The sequence below is a fragment of the [Clostridium] ammoniilyticum genome (assembly GCF_025566905.1).
Lineage (GTDB): Bacteria > Bacillota_I > Bacilli_A > Erysipelotrichales > Coprobacillaceae > Faecalibacillus > Faecalibacillus intestinalis.
Genome location: NZ_JAOQJR010000015.1, coordinates 37541 through 56243 on the forward strand (window position 1 = coordinate 37541; position 18703 = coordinate 56243).

At 39.8% G+C, this 18703-nt stretch carries 17 protein-coding genes, 3 tRNA genes and 3 pseudogenes; all 23 read right to left on the reverse strand.

Going from position 1 to position 18703, the window contains the following annotated elements; translation table 11 throughout:
- Positions 1-10: 10 nt before the first annotated feature.
- Positions 11-1015, reverse strand: coding sequence for a PTS transporter subunit IIC (locus tag OCV55_RS11975; protein ID WP_147580732.1), 1005 nt, complete (start codon positions 1013-1015; stop codon positions 11-13).
- An 80-nt stretch (positions 1016-1095) separates the two neighbouring features.
- A tRNA-Ala gene (locus tag OCV55_RS11980) sits at positions 1096-1171 on the reverse strand.
- A 40-nt stretch (positions 1172-1211) separates the two neighbouring features.
- Positions 1212-1288 (reverse strand) — tRNA-Ile (locus tag OCV55_RS11985).
- A gap of 25 nt (positions 1289-1313) precedes the next feature.
- A tRNA-Ile gene (locus OCV55_RS11990) sits at positions 1314-1390 on the reverse strand.
- 116 nt (positions 1391-1506) lie between these two features.
- Positions 1507-2106, reverse strand: a complete 600-nt coding sequence (locus tag OCV55_RS11995) for an N-acetylmuramoyl-L-alanine amidase family protein (RefSeq protein ID WP_267309930.1) — start codon at positions 2104-2106, stop codon at positions 1507-1509.
- A 51-nt stretch (positions 2107-2157) separates the two neighbouring features.
- The gene (locus OCV55_RS12000; RefSeq protein ID WP_147580734.1) at positions 2158-3786 is read right to left on the reverse strand and encodes a recombinase family protein; all 1629 of its coding nucleotides are present in this window, start codon (positions 3784-3786) and stop codon (positions 2158-2160) included.
- 79 nt (positions 3787-3865) lie between these two features.
- A complete protein-coding gene (locus OCV55_RS12005) occupies positions 3866-3988 on the reverse strand; it encodes a hypothetical protein (protein ID WP_267309931.1) in 123 nt (40 codons plus the stop codon).
- 421 nt (positions 3989-4409) lie between these two features.
- Entirely contained in the window at positions 4410-4652 is a 243-nt protein-coding gene (locus OCV55_RS12010; protein WP_082426297.1) for a helix-turn-helix domain-containing protein, read from the reverse strand.
- A complete protein-coding gene (locus OCV55_RS12015) occupies positions 4642-4920 on the reverse strand; it encodes a sigma factor-like helix-turn-helix DNA-binding protein (protein ID WP_437127971.1) in 279 nt (92 codons plus the stop codon). The genes OCV55_RS12010 and OCV55_RS12015 overlap by 11 nt, the downstream gene beginning before the upstream one ends.
- Before the next feature lie 85 nt (positions 4921-5005).
- Positions 5006-6502: pseudogene (locus OCV55_RS12020) on the reverse strand (CD3337/EF1877 family mobilome membrane protein); the annotation flags it as partial.
- Positions 6502-8952, reverse strand: a complete 2451-nt coding sequence (gene tcpF / locus OCV55_RS12025; RefSeq protein WP_055268451.1) for a conjugal transfer ATPase TcpF — start codon at positions 8950-8952, stop codon at positions 6502-6504. The pseudogene OCV55_RS12020 and the gene tcpF, both read right to left, overlap by 1 nt.
- Positions 8930-9328, reverse strand: coding sequence for a conjugal transfer protein (locus OCV55_RS12030; RefSeq protein ID WP_147580736.1), 399 nt, complete (start codon positions 9326-9328; stop codon positions 8930-8932). Before OCV55_RS12030 ends, tcpF begins: the two co-directional genes overlap by 23 nt.
- A gap of 109 nt (positions 9329-9437) precedes the next feature.
- Positions 9438-9941, reverse strand: a complete 504-nt coding sequence (locus OCV55_RS12035; protein ID WP_021379649.1) for an antirestriction protein ArdA — start codon at positions 9939-9941, stop codon at positions 9438-9440.
- 17 nt (positions 9942-9958) lie between these two features.
- Positions 9959-10204: pseudogene (locus OCV55_RS12040) on the reverse strand (antirestriction protein ArdA); the annotation flags it as partial.
- Positions 10204-11088 (reverse strand): annotated as a pseudogene (locus tag OCV55_RS12045) (replication initiation factor domain-containing protein); the annotation flags it as partial. The pseudogenes OCV55_RS12045 and OCV55_RS12040, both read right to left, overlap by 1 nt.
- Before the next feature lie 183 nt (positions 11089-11271).
- Positions 11272-12666 carry an FtsK/SpoIIIE domain-containing protein gene (locus OCV55_RS12050; protein WP_055268345.1) on the reverse strand — a complete coding sequence of 465 codons (1395 nt, stop codon included), beginning with the start codon at positions 12664-12666 and terminating at the stop codon, positions 11272-11274.
- A gap of 68 nt (positions 12667-12734) precedes the next feature.
- Positions 12735-12938, reverse strand: coding sequence for a helix-turn-helix transcriptional regulator (locus OCV55_RS12055; protein ID WP_008787613.1), 204 nt, complete (start codon positions 12936-12938; stop codon positions 12735-12737).
- A gap of 3 nt (positions 12939-12941) precedes the next feature.
- Complete coding sequence (locus OCV55_RS12060) at positions 12942-13583, reverse strand: DUF3796 domain-containing protein (RefSeq protein WP_055171228.1); 642 nt, start codon at positions 13581-13583, stop codon at positions 12942-12944.
- Between the two features lie 102 nt (positions 13584-13685).
- Positions 13686-14069 (reverse strand): YdcP family protein, encoded by a 384-nt coding sequence (locus OCV55_RS12065; protein ID WP_027089108.1) that lies wholly within the window; start codon positions 14067-14069, stop codon positions 13686-13688.
- Positions 14070-14084: 15 nt separating this feature from the next.
- Positions 14085-14411, reverse strand: coding sequence for a YdcP family protein (locus OCV55_RS12070; protein ID WP_027089109.1), 327 nt, complete (start codon positions 14409-14411; stop codon positions 14085-14087).
- A 238-nt stretch (positions 14412-14649) separates the two neighbouring features.
- On the reverse strand, positions 14650-17694 hold the full coding sequence (locus tag OCV55_RS12075; protein WP_055171230.1) for an SrtB-anchored collagen-binding adhesin: 3045 nt from the start codon (positions 17692-17694) through the stop codon (positions 14650-14652).
- A 154-nt stretch (positions 17695-17848) separates the two neighbouring features.
- The gene (locus OCV55_RS12080; protein WP_267309932.1) at positions 17849-17977 is read right to left on the reverse strand and encodes a hypothetical protein; all 129 of its coding nucleotides are present in this window, start codon (positions 17975-17977) and stop codon (positions 17849-17851) included.
- Between the two features lie 55 nt (positions 17978-18032).
- Positions 18033-18703, reverse strand: a 671-nt coding sequence (locus OCV55_RS12085) for a LytR/AlgR family response regulator transcription factor (protein ID WP_267309933.1), incomplete at its 5' end; no start/stop codon positions are given.

Sequence of the window (18703 nt, forward strand, 5' to 3'; positions counted from 1 at the left end):
AAAAAGGAGATTAAAGACGTTCAATCTTTAAATCTCCTTTTCTTATGTAATTCAATTTTCTAAAAGCTTTGTAAAAACTAAATGTTAAAATTGCTGGAGCAATCACATCTATCAAAATAAGTGGTATCCAATACTGATTTCCCATTACTTGAATCGCATCCAATAAACCTACAAGTCCTGCTGTTCCCATTCCTGAGCCAATTGCACTGCAACGAATATGAAGTAAGACCGTTGAAATAGGTGCTGTAATAATCGTTGTTAAAATTGTAGGTAACCAAATAACCGGTCTTCTAATAATATTTTTAAACTGTAACATACTTGTTCCAATTCCAATAGCAATAACATCACCAATATCATTGTCTTCAATAGACATCATCGCAAAACCAATCATTTGTGCGCAACACCCTGCAAGTGCTGCCCCTGCCGCTAAACCATCAAGTCCTAACATAATACCAATAGCAGCTGAAGAAATTGGTGCCGTTAATGCCATTCCCATTAACACCCCTACAACAATTGACATAAATAAAGGTTGTAAAGAAACCCCATCATTAATAACGCTTCCAATCCAAGTAATCATTTGTGTAAGATAAGGTCCTACAAATTGCGTTACCAAACCTGCTATACAGATAGAAACAAAAGGAACAAGTAAAATATCAATCGGTGTTTTCCCTTGAATAAGTCTTGTTACCTCAATAGCCGCTAAAACTGCTACATAAGTTGAAATTGGATTACCCGCTTGAACACCATTATTAAATGTTCCAGCTCCTATTGCTCCTGCAATAACCGCAGAAATCAAATTAAGTCCTTTTGCATCAATTGCATAGCCCATACCAATTCCAATGGCCGGTCCCATTAAATAACCTGCTACTGTCCCCCAGGTTACAAGTTGTTCAACATGAACTAATGTTCCTAATTGTTTTAATATTGTTCCAATAATCAAACTTGCAAAAAAGCCATAAGCCATTCCATTAAAAGTATTGATTACATAATTTCCTTTTCCTCTACTTTGTGCCATATTTTACCCCCTCAATTGGATTATAGAGTATATTTATTTTTTTACAACAAAAAAACTGCCGAAGCAGTTAGTTTATTTATTGGTGGAGCCAAGCGGGATCGAACCGCTGACCCCCTGCGTGCAAGGCAGGTGCTCTCCCAGCTGAGCTATGGCCCCAATTTAATATTTACTTTTTCCACCATTTCATTTGTTAAAATGGTGGGCCTGAATGGATTTGAACCATCGACCTCACCCTTATCAGGGGTGCGCTCTAACCAACTGAGCTACAGGCCCACATCTATATAAAACAATTAATTAATGGTGGGCCTGAATGGATTTGAACCATCGACCTCACCCTTATCAGGGGTGCGCTCTAACCAACTGAGCTACAGGCCCATCAATCAACTGCCCATATAATATACCATGCATACAAGAATACGTCAACAGTTTTTCGTATATTTTTTTACATTTTTTTAAAAAAATAAAAATACATTGATAAAATCAACGCTTTTTTATTGTAAAATTTTTGCTGTTTTTTTCTTTTTTTGAGTCATTATTCTTAAATGATATTTAATGAGCCCTTCTTTTACCTTTTGACATAGTTTTTTTTGATAATTTTTGCTTCTTAGTTGCCCACATTCATTATAATTTGATAAAAAGCCACACTCAATTAGAACTCCTAATGTCTTAGTAGCTCTTAAAACTCTAAAACCACATCCACTAATTGGTTTTCTACTATTTGTTAACTGTTTTAAACTTTGATCAATATCAAAAGCTAATGCTTTTCCTTGTTTGCTTCTATAATAATAAAAAACTTGTGACCCCCATGCACTTCTATTACCAGAAGCATTTTGGTGAATACTTAATAAATAATCACATTTATAGCTATCTATCTTCTTGACCCTTAAATACATATCATCTTGTTTAGAATAATGATGATTTCTTTTCGTCATATCATAATCACCATCTCTTGTTAAATAGACTTTAGCTCCACTTTTTTCTAATTCATCTTTCATTTTCAAAGCAATTTCTAAATTAATATTATCTTCATAATAACCATATTCAATAGCTCCATTATCAAAACCACCATGTGCTGGTTGTAGTTTACGCAAATTGTGATATGTATTCCCCAGTATATATGGGGAGTTAGAAATGTATTGAGATTAGATAGCCTTTTTCTCCAAGTCCTCACAGTAAACGCTTGAAAATAAATGTTCCAGTTCATTTCCGAAGTTGTATGAGATTTTAAGTTTGCGGTTTTCATAAACTGTTATATGGTCTATCATTTCCACAATAATATCTCTGTCTAATTCTTCAATGTCTTTCAGTTCCAACAACCGCCTTAACCACGGTGTTTCAAAAACATCTTCTGTTACACTTTCCTTTTTCTTTTCTTCCAGCATTTCAATCTGTTTGGAGTAAAGCGTTTCTTTTTGTTGATAGTCCTCTCGATAAGAAAGAAATTCTTCTTTAGAAATCAGTTCGTCTTTGTAATCTTCATAAATTGACTTTTTCAGCTTCTTCACTCTTTCAAGCTCTGCTTTTAACTTTGTCAGTTCTATGTCTGTTGATTTTCTGATCTTTGTTGCTGTGAAAGATTGTGATTTTACAAGTTCCTGCAAGTTCTCTACATTGCGGATAATCTGCTTTAAATCTCCCAGCACAATATCATTCAATACTTGAAACGGGAGCGTGTGCGGAGTGCAATAATCTTTTCCACTTCTTTTGTAAGTTCCACAATAGAATGAATAGGACTTACTTCCGTCAGCACGTCGCCAGAAATTTTTCATCATTGCCCGACCACAATCGCCACACTTGATAAAACCTGCAAAGATATTTTTATTTGTTTCTAAATCAATATCCCTATGCTTTTTCGTCAGCAGTTTTTGTACCTTATCCCACAGTTGACGGTCTATAATCGGTTCATGTGTATTTTCAACCCTTATCCAGTTTTCTTTCTCAACTGGACGCTGTTTGCTTCTCATACGTTGATGTTTCTTTCCTTGCACCATGTTTCCAATATAAAGCTCATTTTGTAACATCACTTTAATCGTGGAATACGTCCAATAAGAAGTTTTCTCTAAACGATTGCAATTTTTGTAATTTTCGCCGTTGAGCTTTTTATATTCCGACGGACAAAGGATACCCTCTGCATTTAGTATTTTTGCAATGCTTTGTTTTCCTATTCCTTGTGCATACATAGTAAATACTCTTTTTACAACTTCGGACGCATATTCATCAATCACAAGTTTATTTTTATTTGCAGGAGATTTCTTATAACCATAACTTGTAAAAGCTCCGATAAATTCTCCTGCTTTCTGCTTTGATTTTACAGTCGCTTGAATTTTATTAGAAATATCTCTGGCATACTGTTCGTTGAATATATTTTTAATAGGAAGTAACATATCGTATGCCTGCTTCATACTATCAATATTATCTGTTACAGAAATAAAACGAACATTAAGCTCTGGAAATATTCTTTCCAAATATCGCCCCGTATCAATGTAATCTCGTCCGAAACGGGAAAGGTCTTTTACAACAACACAATTTACCTTGTTATCTTCAATGTCAGCAATCATTCTATGAAAGTCTGGTCTATTAAAATTCGTTCCCGTAAAACCGTCATCAATATAAACATCATATAAGATAAAGTCATCATGCTTGTTCACATATTCTGTTAAAAGTTTTCTCTGATTTCCTACACTATCGCTTTCTTCCTTATCTCCGTCCTCTCGTGATAATCTGATATAAATAGCCACGTTAAATAAGTTTGAACCTTTTTGATAAATCATTTTTCCACCTATTCAACTGCCGTACCTATGATAATATTATACCATAAAGTACGGCTTCTTTCCATTGTTTTCAAGGGTTTTACCCTCTTGATATTCCTTTTTTTACATGAGATTTCACGATACGGACAAGCAATTCCTCTACGGAAAATTTACCTAAAAATTCCCGTTCTACGATATATTGTGCAGGTTCTTTTTTAGCCAAGTTATCAGCCCCCTTAGTCAGCTATCTATTCTCAACATACGCACATAGGCTTATCCAATATGCGTATTTTTCACAATGTTACAGAAGCAGACAGACGGCTTTGGAAAGCTCCATTAGTATCTCAACTATTCCCATTCTTGTGGGCAGAACCGCACCATGCGGACGTATCATTATCCTGTGAGGATAGGTCGTGGCAAAACGACTTTTCCAACAGTCGCTCTCGGATCACTGCGTGGGTCGCTCGCTTTCTTTTGAAAAGGTCGTGGCGTACAGTCCCCGTGGCTCGCTATCTCACAAACGTATCTGTCTGCTTTATTCAGTTGTCAAAGAGCTGTGGCGAAAGCGTGTTGCTTTCATGTAAAAGCAGGGGCAGAGCAGGAAAGAGGGGATTGAACAAATCATGCTCTGCGGTTACTGCTTGTTATTCTTCGGTTTCTAAAGAAATATCAAAGTCCAAAATCATTTTGATAAGTGCTTCTCTGATACGTCCCTTTAATTCCATGTCTACGACTATGCAGACATTACCATATCTGTCATAGAATGGACGCAAACAACATTTTGATATGTACGGGTCATAAAATGCCAGTATCTTTTCAATCGAATTTACGTTGCCGTCCACAGCCGACGAGATAAGGTAAAATGACGGGCGTGTGTTATTCATCATTCATGTTCTCCTTTAACTTTTTCTTGATTTCTTCAAGTGAGTTCTTCCTACTGCGGAACGACGTTGAACGGTTAATCTTTAATCTGTCGCCGATTTCTGTATCGCTCATGCCTAAGAAGAAATACATCAACAAGATTTCTCTATCTTTTTCAGACAGATACTTAATCGCTTCTGCTAAATCATCATCAAGGACACGAACCTCAATACCACATACATCAAAGGCGGTATAATCGCTTTCGTATTCGTCCCAGACTGCCAGCTTTTCCACGACGATTTCTGGAAGTTCACAATAGGAAATTTCCTTATTTCTTCGTCGCTTTAATTCTTTGCGATAATTACGGACAATGCCTTTTGCCCCGACTGTCTTTTGTGGCTGTGTTCCTTGTCGGTTTTCTGTTTGAAATCGTGCTACCTGCCACCGCACCAGCAACACCGCCAGCAGTAACCGCACCAGCAAGCCGTCTTTCCATACGCCTAGCTCTATGTCGCATAAACAGATATGGTCTGCGGAATATCCTGCGTCCCATATTTTGACTGTCGCCAGCATTAAGTGAGAACATACTCATTAAGTCGCCCAGCTTGATAAAGATACCTGCAAAACACACTATCTGTAAGAACGCCACCATAAAAAACGGGTACTCTTTGGAGATGTTATAAAACATACTGGAAATACTGAACGCCACCGTTACAATGAGCGTTATTCCTGCCCGTGTCATTATGGTATTAAACACCCTCACGATTGCCTGCTTTGCCAGATTTTCCTGACTAGGTATCATGGAAAGAAGAAAACTGATAGGTAAAAACATAGCGAAGATAATAAAAAGTATCTGGCTTAACATCATTATCCCCGTCAGTAAAAATACAAAGATTGTGATACCTATATTAAAAATGAATAGGAAGAACACCATACCTAAACGGTTCACGACCTGCGGTATCGTCAGATTGTTGTTGTCATTGTCCTCAATTTCCGTTTTTACGACTTCTTCTCTGGTTTTCCCGTCCTCGTCCTCTGGGTTTGCCGATACGAGAGCGTCCACACGGTCTGTTCCGATTTCTTCTACGTTGCTGTTACCGAATTGAAGTAAGAGCCACGGCTGTTCCACTTGAATAGAAAATAAGCTGTCCCGTATCAAGTCCACGCTGTCCTTGCCCTCGCTGTCAGAGTTTGGGAGCATGATTTTTGTTCCCAAGTCAAGTGAAGCGGTACTGATGTCTGATGAAAATTCATTTATCTTCTTGATGTAGTCGGGAGCGTAAGCAATAAAGGAAGCGGACAGTACGAACACCACAAGAAAATTGATAACCGCTTGAACCGCTTTGCTGGTTTCTCTTTTTATCAGTCCCGTATAGGCAACATAAATACCAATGATTAAAATTATCAGTAATAGAGAACCTACATAAAACCCCGTACTCCCAAAGCCATTCTCGGTAACGCCTGCAAGGGTCTGTATGCTTTTTCCGATACTGTCTGCCATATCGTTAATAAAATCAAGTTTATAGGCTTCCTGCACCACATAACCCGTGGCATTGCTTAAATAAAGGCTTATCGTCCAGACAAAGTTGGTAATGCAGTAAAGCCCGTACTGTACTGATTTTCCGATACCGTCCAGCCAGTTCCACGGCAACCACGACCAGCTATTATCTACATAAAAATCAAGCTGGTAGTTGGAAAGCGGATATTTGGAATACAGATTTTCTGCGTTTATGGTATCGTCCACAAGCCCCGTCGCATGAGCCACCGTCCCCAGAAGTGAAAGCAGGATAAGGGAAAGTGCCACCACGAACAGAGCCATTTTGAGAAAGTGAAAAATCTTCTTTTTTGTGAACGCACCTTTTATCCTTTCTTTCATCACTCCACCTCATTTCTCTGTACGGGCGGTCTGGTATCAAAGGCGTGTAGCAATTCTTCAAAAACTGGGTGTATCTGCACCACACCGACACGCCCGTATAAGTCCTGCAATAAGCATTGTCCGTTCTCTAAATCACGAAGCCGTTTCTGGTTGTTCTCGTCGTCCTTGTCGATACCGAAAAATTCTAAGGTCTGTTTTATCTCGCCCAAGTCGGTACTTCTAAAGGCAAACTTCAAACCGATATTGTTTTTCAGACTTTCCTTTGACACGTCGCCAGAAGATTGTGTAACGAAATAAACGCCTGCCTGCATAGCTCGTCCAGCACGAACCAGCTTATTTGATAAGGTTTCGCCTTGTGCCACATTTAAGAACGCCCACGCTTCGTCAAGGTCTACAATCTTAAAAATACTTCTGTCCGAATGGATAAAATCAAGGGCAAAGGTACTAATCACAATCAGCATGGACACCGACAATAATTCAATAGTCGTGTATTCCTCAAAGGTCGTGTCCTTATCTGGCAGTACAAGGTCAGCTACTTGAATGATATTGAGCTGGTTATCCAGACTGATAGCATTTTCTACCGTACCGTCTGAAAACAGCAGGTGTGCAAAATCGTAGTCCGTGAAGCTGTCGATATGGTCTGCGATATTTCTTGATATAGGCGTATCTTCACGGCGAAGCTCGTCTATCACATGGAGCAAGCCCCGACTGTCGCTCTGGGTAACGGAACGAACCGCTTTACGAAGTACGGGGAATTTTTCGCCGTCCCTAGAGGAAATACCCGTAAGGAATGTTAAGATGTCGATTGCCAGACTTTCAGCGTCTTTTACGTTCTTCATAATCACAAACGGGTCAAGAAGTCCTGCATTTTCTTTTTCGCTTGTGAGATTGACAATGTTTATCTCATGGGCTATCTCTGGGAGCGTTTCTTTCCAGTTTCCACGCTCACTTTTAGGGTCTAAGATAACCGCTTGTCCCCCAAAGAGAACAGAGTAGTACACAAGAAGATTGTTGCAGAACGACTTCCCTCCGCCAAGCGAACCAACAAAAGCAGACGCAAGAGCGTTGGTAACTGTGCCTTTTACGCCCTGCGAAGCTAAAGACGGTTGCAGGTACACATTTCTTCCCGTATCAACGGAATAGCCCATATAGATACCCGTAGTTTCTCCTAACTGCTGGGTCGCTCCAAAGCCAAGCCCAGCTAAAAAATCTGATTTTACATACTGCACATAGTCATTGATATATCGCTTGCTGGCAGGTAAAAATTCAGAATGAAGCCCCAGCATATCCCCAGCAGGACGCACCAGCTTTACATTGAGGTCGTCGTAAAAGTCCTTGACTTCATCACAACGGCGTTTCAGCTCGTCAAGATCGGGTGCAGACACCCGTATGACGTAGCTTAACTTATACATACTTTCTTTGCTCTGGTCTAAGTCTGTTTCCAGCTCGTCCACGCTGTCTAATGCGTCCACCACATTTGAGCTGGTTTCACTTCCTGCTTGATAGGCGTGATTGTCAAGGTCTTTTAATTCCTTTTTCTTGTTGCGGACGGTTGTTAATGCTTTTCGATTTTCCACGATTTCTACATTCATAGAAGTATCAACGGGGAATGTGAATTGCTGTTGCTGGAAATAGAAGATTTCAGACGACGGGAAATCAAGCTCGCCGACAATCGCATTGACGGTAAAATAGGACACATAACTTTCCTTGTCCTCATGTTCCAAGCGTAAATACCGCTGGCTTTCTTCAATCACACACCTTGTCGGACGGATAAGGTCGTAGTATTTTATCAGCGTTTCTTTGTTCAATTTTTTCTTTGGTAGCTGGTACTCATAATCTTCATAGGCGATACCGTCCCTGCCGTAAAGATGTTCCATGAGATACCCAAAATCATTGATTTCCAAGCGACGCACCTTGAAACGACGTGAGATTTTATTTTCCAGTAACTTTTCCATTTTCATGTAGCGGTTGATTTCATCATTCGGCATGGAAACAAAATCATTCATCAGCGTGTGGTTCACTTCATGGAGAAATTCCGTGAACGTCAGCCACGCCGATTTTTTGATGTTCTTCAGATTGAGCTGTTCTTCCGTAACCATGAGCTTAAAGCCAAGAAAAAAGCGGTAGTCCACTTGATTGTCCCCAATCATAGATACTAACGCTTCGGTCTGTTCGTCTATTTTCTGGTAAGCAACTTCCTTTAATTTTCCAGTTACCAGTTTCTTTGACTGTTCCTGCATACTGCGAATTGAGCTTTCCGTGGCTATCTGCAAGGCATGAATTTTTCCCTCACGGGACTGTGCGATAAGCTGTCGAAAGCTGTCATGCACGATAAATTTCTGCTCTGCGGATAGGAAAGAATAATTATACGGTATCAGCTCATAGTAAGCGAACACCTCATTGTCCTTGTTCCAGACAAGGTTATTGTCAATATATTTTATCGGGAACATAGTTCACACTCCTTACTGCCGTGATTGTTTCATTCAAGGTCTGCTTATGCAGTTTTACGGCTTTTCCTGCATAAGTGATTTTAGGTCGCAGGGCATAAGTTATCTGTGATTTCAAAAAGCTGTACGGCTTCTTTCCGTCAAAGGTTTTCTGCGACATAAACCAAGTGAGAGCAACGGGAATACCGAAGTATTTGAGAACTGCTCCCTCAATCATGGAAAGTGGGGGAATATCCCCAAACAGAATGATGATAAATTCCGTAATCACAAACCATGTAATCTGTGTAAAGGTAACGGGAAAGGGCAAGTTAAAGTCATTGATTGCATACAAGACTTTTTCCACGTTCCAGATACCCGTATAAGATTTAATCTTTTTCAAGTTCTTTCAGCTCCTTTCAAAATAGAAAAGGACAGCCATGTTTCAGACTGTCCCTTAAAAGAGAAATACGCTGTCAGTAGCAACAATGCTTGTCGCTGATCTTCCAGCGTTAATATGGTATCTCACACATACCTCGGCTTGTTTCAATGAAGCAACCGCCCATATCCAAATCTCGCCCGTAGGCTTCATAGTCAATGTAGTTCTGCAAGCTGGGTGGAATATCCCCAAGTGCCTGCAATTCGTCTATGTAGTAGTAGGCAACGTCTGTCATGGTTTCACAGTCGGGATAATAATAAATATCGTCCTTGTGTTCCACGACTTCTTCCAGCGTCCCAAAGTGGCTGATAAATTCGTCCAGACACTCTACGATATAGTCGGGAAGTTCCTCTATCATTTCATACATCTCGTTGAGTTCTTCAATGGAAACATACTCGCCAATCGCAATAGGAAAGTTGTCGGTATCATGGATAGCGTATTCCTCATACTGTTCATTCAAGCCGATTTTTTCTTTTACATCTTCCTCGTCAATAGGAAATGTGAACCATGCACCGACTAAATAGCCCTCATTGTATTTGCCAAGATTAGCAATGTAAACCGCCATATCATCAATCATAAGCACCACCTCATTTCCTACTCTGGCAGTTCAAAAATACCGTGTTCTGTTACTAAAAATTTCCCGTGTTCCTGCAAGTGAGAAGCATAGGCTTCAAAGTCGAAGTAGTATTCTTGACAGTCCTCGGATAAATGTTTGAACGTCGGGTCGTTCATCAGCTTTTGCCTTGCAACATCTATCATGCTTTTGCAGTCGGGATAAACCGTAATCACGTTCCTGCAAATATAAAGTGCTTCTAAATTCTCAAACACCGTAAGTAGTGATACTGGTTGATGATAGAAAAGGCGGTCTGCTCTGCGTCATAATAAGTCAGCAAATCTCGTACTGCATAATAGGCACGTTCATTGCGAAGCCGTATCTCAAAACGGTTGATAATGTCGGCTTCTTCCAGAGGTGTCCCCAACTTGACGTACTGCTCATAGTCCTTTTCATAGATACAGAAATACACATCAGATTTCAGCGAACCAAGATAAAGGGTACGCCCCATATATTCTCTGTCGTCCTCTCTGTGCTTGATAAGCTCGCCCGACTGGTAGAACTTATAACTTCTGGACTTTCCAATATATTCCCGTTTCCTGCATTTTTCTGCAAGCTCTGGAATATCCAAAATGCCCGTATGGTCGTTGATAGCAAGGTCGATACGCTTCATCACGCCCCCGTCTACGAGTGCGTCCATGAGGAAGTCATACCAGCTTCTTTGCTGTGCCAGCAGGTAACTTTCAAACTGTCTGCAACCACGCCCCTTTAACTCTAAAAGGACACCTTTTTCTTCGTCAGCCGACGTATAGATAAAGATGTCCCCTAAAGAATAATGCTCCGTATAACTGTAATGTCCGTAATCTTCATGGAGCATATAATTGATATTCAGTTTTAATATGTCTTTGATGATATGCTGTATATCCAGCGTGGGAAAACGAATTTTTACATAATCAAACAGCATGGTAAGCGGTGCTTCTGGATTGAACCTTGCCAGTTCTTTATGTAGAGTTTCCAAAAGCTCCTTTGACGGCTTCATTTTTCCACTTTCTATCTTGTTGAGATATTCCCTTGTGATACCAGAAGCCACCGCCAGCCTGCCTTGTGAGATACCGTAAGCAATCCGTTTCTCCCGTAATTCTTTTATCCATTGTTCTTCATTCAGAACCATACCCCCAATCTGTAAAGTGTGAAGTTTTTTAAGGCGACTTCACAGCCGATTTTTACTAGGAAACCATGCCAGAAGCCTTATGTTTCCTATGTTTTTTGTCTATTGTCTATTTGCAAACGTACCCCTCTGTTAGATACCGAGGGGTTTTACCTGCTGGCGTGGCTGACGCCACTCCAGCAACGGCTAGTCCGTGCCGTCGCCTTTCGCTTCGCACGTCGCCGTCCCGTCCTGCCTTGCTTGTGCAAGAGAGCCGATAGTCTGTAAAAAATCATGTCCTTTTGGGACTAAAGGCGTGTAAAATTCGCTGATAACGCTTGTTCCCACATCACAATAGCCACGCCCTTTGATACGCTTCTGGAAAAACTGCTTTTTCACATCTGAACCAAACAGCATACCGTAACCTAATTCGCTGATACGTCCAAGTCCCACACGGAAATTGAAGTTATCTCTAATACCGTCCGAGAAATACTTTGCGTCTGGACGCTGGCAGGCGACGATAAGGAAATAACCTGCTTGTCGCCCTAACATAACGATTTTCTTTAACTGGCTAAGTAAACTCACGCTTTCTTTTGTCCCCAGCATTTCAAAAAATGCCACATATTCATCAAAGATAAGAAAGCAGGGTGGCAATCCCAGATAGGCGTAGTTTTCACCCGTCTTATAGTTCGGGTGTTGCTTCATTTCCTCACTTCGCTGTACCATGCCCTCATAAAAGGCATTGACGCAATCTATCATTTCTTCTTTGGTATGATGCACATTTCCCATAACTGTCCCCAAGTCTGCTAAGTCCGCATTTTTCGGGTCTAAGATGTAAAGGACAGCGTTGGTATGCAGTAGAGCTTCAATGAGTGTCAGCAGAAAATAAGTTTTACCACCACCAGTCCCACCAGCAATCAGAGCGTGAGGGAGTGTGTCATATTCCCAGACAAGATTTTTCATCAATCTAAGACAACCGTTTTCTGCCCGTACTTCATCAATGGTAATGCGGTTCGCTATCATATCATAAAGCAGGGTATATTCGATATAGCCGTCATGCAGGGTTTTGTCGGTCAGCTCACAATACAAGCCACTTTCCAATTTATCCTCTAACCGTAAAAGCTGGTCTTGATATTTTCCCAGCGTAATTTCACAGCGGATATGAAGCAGTCCCTTTTCCATTTGATAATAAATCTTTGGAAACCAGACGATTTTTTCTCTTGATCTGCTTTGCAGGTCAGTAAAAAAACCGCTGTCTTGTACGGTATCGGCTTCATACCACTTATTTTCCAGTATCATTCGTGCCAGCTTTTGACGGTGCAGGAGCTTCTTGAAACTGTCATAACAGAAGCGGTAATACAGAAAAGCGACCAATGCACAAACACCAGTCGCTATCAGTATGGTTATGAAGTTGTAAGGGGAAAGCGTCAAGCCGTTCTCTAACAAGCTGAAATGCTCCCAATCGGTACACATGAGCTGTTTCATATTCAGTAACAGGAGAACCGTCACGAATATAAACAGAAGCGTTCCTATGGAAAAGTGGTAGACAAGGTGCTTGTCGCTGGCTCTGATACGGTGTCCTTTGTTCCATATCTTACGCATAAATCAATCACTCCTTTCTGGGTACGAAAAAAGCAGTCAATCCTAAGACTAACTGCTTTAAACTGTCTTTATTCAAAAATAAATATATCTTCTATCGGAGCTTTTACAGCTCTTGAAATATCTATTGCCAATTTAAGTGACGGATTATATTGTGCTTTTTCTAATCTCATAATAGTTTCACGACGAACACCTACAATGTCAGCGAGTTGTTCTTGTGTTAATTCTTGTGCTACACGATATTTTTTTAAATTACATACAAACTTTGCTTCCATAATTTATTCCCTTTTTTCATAACGATATAATAAATAGTTGCTAAGAAAAAGAACAAGAGCATAGATAAGTGAAACAGAAATCAGCATAAATATTGCACACCACTCAACATTACGGGAAAACATACCTATTGCCATAAGCCAGATAACTACAAATAATAGTTTAAAACCTATCTTGTAGGCTTCTAATTGTGCCTTACGTTTATTTTCTTGAAAAAGCTCATCTTCTAAGATATGAGAAAGTTTACCTTCAAAGAAAAAACTGAAAAAACCAAAAAATATGAAAAAAGCAAAAGGAAATATTTCTCCAAATTTATAGTATGTCCAAAATCCGCCAAACCCCAGAAAACCAAACATTCCACAAAATCCCCAGTAAGGAGAAATTGTTCTTGAATATCGTTTTTCCCTGCTGTTTTTTGAAAAGACATTTTTAAAGCAGATAATTACTATATAGGTAGCATATAGTGCTATTAAAGCTCCAATTACTAACATAGGAATATCCTTGTAAGAAAATACATATTCCGACATATCCATATTTTTGACCCAGCGTCCATCATTGTATAATAGGGAGTAGATTGTACCAACAATAAGCAATAAAGCACACCCTACCCCCATAAAAATAATTTTTTTAATTTGTTTCTTTGACATATTTATCTCTCCTTTCAAATGAGATGTTTTTGTATCTTTATGAGATAAATATATCACTCCGCATTGTTCGTGTCAATCAAAATTAAGACAAATACATCACTTTTATTTCTTCGGCTGTCCCTGCGGTGTAGGGTTCTGTGGGCTACCTGCGTTCTGGTTGCCTTTATTCTTCAACACAATATCCTCTGCCTTTACATACCAGTCCACATCTGCACCCGTATAGGTTTTTCTTGATACCGTATCGGCTACTGGATTGACAAGCTCCACAACTGCATTGTAAGGAAATTCCCTTAACGGTACTTCTGGCGGTACAGACACGGGGATAATTCCACCGTGCAGACTGCACTTCAAATCATAGATACGCTTTTTAAGCTGGGTACTCGGTGTCCCGTCCTCATTCTGCAAGAACACATCACGTACCGCTGTAAACTTTAATTCTCCAAATGTTTTCTCTTTGTCAATAACAAACCCGTTTGATAATCTCATAAATTCTTCACTCCTTTACTTTTCTTCAACTGCTACAATATCATCAGCAACTAATACATAATCGGTATGTCCCATATCCCCGATTGCGTAACCTCTGCCGTATAACTTCGGATTGACAAGTTTTACTTTCTGTTCATACTTGAAATGCTTTTCGCCAGCCTGCACAGGAATTTCCACCACAACATTTTCGCCTTTCTGTATGTCAGAATAAAGGTTATAGCTTCGTCTGGCTAAGACCCTGCGGTTATTTTTATCTCTTTCAAAGACTGGCTCGCTTTCGCCTGCAAATTCAAGAGTTCCAAAAGACTGTGTCATATCTGGCACGACATATTTCATTTCCATATTGTTTTACCTCGTTTCTTTCTATATTTGATAAGTTTTTTAATTGTGATTTCTTATTCTGGCGGTTTGGGAAGTACCAGCAATCCCCCAGATAGTAAAGGGTAAAATCAATGCTTACGCACCCTTGACTATCCGTGTTCTTGCAGGTTGTAGGCAGACAAGCCAGAATAAGCAAAAACCTGCCGTTTGACAGCTTCGGCGGAGAGCGTGATTTTTCTTTCCTCATACCGTTACCGCCTTATGATTTCTTCATTTTACGGCGTTTGTAAAGATATGTTCCAGCCAGTCCACCAGCAGACGCAAGCAACATCACGATAAATGCCATTACATTTGTACTGTCGCCCGTTTTGGGACTGTCGCTAGGTCTGTTAGGCTTTTCCGGTGTCGGTGGTGTTTCGGGTTTCTCTGGTTCTTCTGGCTTTTCCTTAAAAGTAATCGTCTGTCCCTTATCCTCAATATCCTTATGCTCGGTAACTTTCTTCGGCTCGTCTGGATTGCTTAAATCGTATAATTCCTCAAAAGTTACAAGCTGTTTGCCGTCAAGAGAAGTAGCGTCAAACGTAAAAGCAACTTCCACTTTCATAGTTTCGCTGTCAGCAATAAAAGTGTAATCACTTTCCACACGTTTTCCATTGATAAGAAGTTCTGCATTTTCTTCTTTCAACATCTGCCAGCCCACAAGTTTGTACTGTGTACCGACTTCTAAGCCCTCTAAGGTTACGGTATCAATGATTGTAACGTCTTTTCCTGCTTTAAGCTCTTTATTGCCGTCCTTATCGGTAGCGGTAGTATGTATCTTGATGATACGCTCTGTGATAAGTACTGTTTGCCCGTCGTCCTCAATGTCTTTGTGTTCTGCAACTTTTACGGGTTCGTCTGAATTGCTGAAATCATATAATTCTTCAAAGGTAACAAGGTTTTTGCCACCTAAAGCAGACGCATTGAATGTATAGGAAATTTCCACTTTCATTTCTTCATCATCAGCGACAAAGGTATAATCGTTTTCTACACGTTTCCCGTCAATGATAAGCTCGGCGTTTTCTTCCTTTAACATCTGCCAGCCTTTCAACTGATACTTTGTGCCTTTTGTAAGTCCGTCTAATTTGACCGTATCAACGATTGTAACCTCTTTTCCTGCAAGGATAGTCTTTTCGCCGTCTTTGCTGGTCGCTGTGGTATGAATAGAGATTTCTTTTTCGTATTCATCAGTTAGCGTTCCTAAATCAATCACAAGGTTATTTCTTGATACCACGATTTCAAAAGGTGGGATAAGTTCAAAGCCTTTGTTACTATCAGAGCGTAATTCTTCAATGATATAGGTATCATAAGGTAATGCCCCCTTGCTGTCGTCTGGTTCAGAAGTCCCAAACCACACACCGTCCTCACTGGTCTTGCCTGCGTTTGTATTGTGCTTATGAGAAGCCCAGTCAGCAGAAGTGGAAAACTGCCCGTTATCATCAGTTACCACAACATGATTTTCGCCCGTTGTCTTGCTTGTGATCCTAAAAGGAACATCAGCAAGACGCTTATGTGTGCCTGCACCGATTTTTACACCCTCAATATCTCCACGCTTAATCTGATTGTAGATAGAATGAGCTTCGTCGGTTAAGTCCACGATTTTTCCATTTTCTGTGATTGTAAAATCAATCGTTTTTGCACCGTCAGTTAAGTAACCGTCGGGAGCTTCACTTTCAACGATACGGAATTTTCCATAAGGTAAGAGGTCAGCAGAAGTAGAAGCGACACCCTCAATATCTGTACGAATAGTTTTTACGACTTCATTTTTCTTATATAGCTTGCCCTCAACTAAAACAGAATTATCATTTAAGGAAATGATGTCAAAGGCAGTATCTTTCAAGGTAGCACTTCCTTGTGGCTTTGTATCGCCCGTTTCTAAATCTCGTTTCTGAATTTTGACACCGCCACGGATAACCTTGTCTGATACGGAAAACTGGTTACTTCCAGATAGTACGGCAAGGTCGCCGTCCTCGGTAATCTGTGTTACATATAAGCCCTTAATCTGTTCGGACTTATCGCCAGCCTGCATATATGCACCGTCTAACAAGTAGCCGTTTGGAGCTCTTGTTTCTTCAACGGTTAGTGTCCCAAGTGGAAGAACCGCTTTACCGTCCTGCATATAGAAGCTGTCGCCAGATACCTTGTATGCGTCCGCTAATTTTGTGATGTAGTGGGTTGTCCCGTCGCTGTCTGTTTCAGCGATTGTCTTTGTAACCCATGTACGAGTAGTTTCGGCAGGAAGATTGTCTTTGTTATAGAAGCCTGCATAATATTTCCATGTAAATTCCGCACCTGCTAAAGAAGCGTTCCCCTGCGGATTGTCTTTCTGTGTTTCCATATCAATCTTGAAGAGTTCAATCAAAGTGTCTGTTACCTTTGGTGTATCTGATACGTTCAAGGTCGCTGTCCTTCCAGCTTCAACCTTTAAGGAATATATATTTGTATCAACCTTATATCCTGCTGGTGCGGATAATTCCTTGATATAGACTGTGTCAGCCTTTACCTCTACGACATCTGTATTTCCGTTTTCATCAGTCGTAAGGGTGGCAAGCTGTTTCGTGCAGTCCTTATCAGCAAAGACACCGTATGTCGCACCAGCGATAGAGTAATTCCCGTTACCGTCTGTAATGCTGGTATTACTGGAAGTCTTTTGAAGTTTCGCATTTCCAACATTGAGTTTCGCCCAGAATTGTCCCAATTCCTGCCCCTCGCCAGAGTAGATATAACCGCCACATTCATAGCGTCCTTTATTCTCTTTGACAAAGGCTCTTGCACCAGAGAAAACTTCGTCCTGCGTTGCCTTTGGAATTTCATCATAAGAAGCTCGCACGTTGTCGCATTGCCAGCCAAGATATACGCTCAATCTCTGCCAGACTACACATTGTTCCAACAGATAGACTTGTTTGTAGTTCAGTTCCTTGTGAGCTTCGCCATACTGTTTGACATACTCTAAGGATAACGCCACATCTGAAATCTGGTCAGCACTCATGCGTGAGCTTGCGTCAGCTCTGGTCTTGTAACCGTTCTTAAAGTTTGTGTTAATGTCGATACAATAGGCAGTTTCGCCCTCGACTTTCATATAGCCCTCATTGAATGTCGAACCGATAGAACCGTCATTCATTACTTTTTCAATGATACCGACACGCTCTGCACTTTCCGTCCAGTATTGCTTACTTTCTGCATGGACGGGTGTAGTCGGTAAAGCAGTAACGACAGTTGCAAGAGCTAAGAAGCCCGTACACAATCGTTTTAACATCTTTTTCATAAAATCTAATGTTCCTTTCATTTTGGGTATAAAAATAGACGCTCATTTCTGAACGTCTACATTACTGAAAGGCTTGTCCTCTCACACATATTCTATTTTAATAGGTACAACAGTTGCCTTTCTCCTTGTATTTTCGTTGTTTTCATCACTTGCGTTATCTACAACCCCCATGTCCTGCATCAATCACCACTTTTACATTTTTTAAAGATTTTTCATAAGCATCTACAGGAACCTCAAAGAAACACACGCCAAAAGCAATCATTATAAGAAAAATTCTTTTCATAACATCACCGTTGTATTATATGTCAAAAAAAAGATATCATGATTTTTCATGATATCTAAAATTTATCCACCAAGTAGTTTCTAAAGGCCTCATTAACTTCTTTTTTATATTTTCTACCAATTTCTAATTCATTTTTACTTTCTTCATTAACCATATTAATATGATTTTTATCTATACGATAAATATATTTCATATTAATTGCATAACTTCTATGTATTTGAATAAAACAATGTGCTTGTTTTACTTGTTCCATAAATTTCTTCAAAGTCATTTTAACAGCATATTCATGTTCATATGTATGGATAATCAATTCATGAGCATAACATTCTGCATAGATAATATCATCACTCATTAATGTTATATATGCCATTTGATTTTTATTCATTCCCTTATTCAGTTCAAAAATCAATTTCATTTCATTTTTACATTCTTCATCGTAAAGTTGTTTAAAAACTTTAAAGTCATTATCAAGATGATTCTTTCTAATAAAGCATAACGCCTTTAATCCTTGGGTTTTAAAAATCAAACTACTTTTACTTGAAACAAAAACAATTTGTGAATCAAACTTTTCTTTAAACTTTTTCGCATAATCCACACCTGTCCCATTTTCAAATATCACATCTAAAAATAAAATATCGGGTACATGTTTTATCTGATCTAAATCAATCATTCCATGATAAACATCTACAACAGCATGGTATTCACTTTCTAATTTATTTTTTAAAG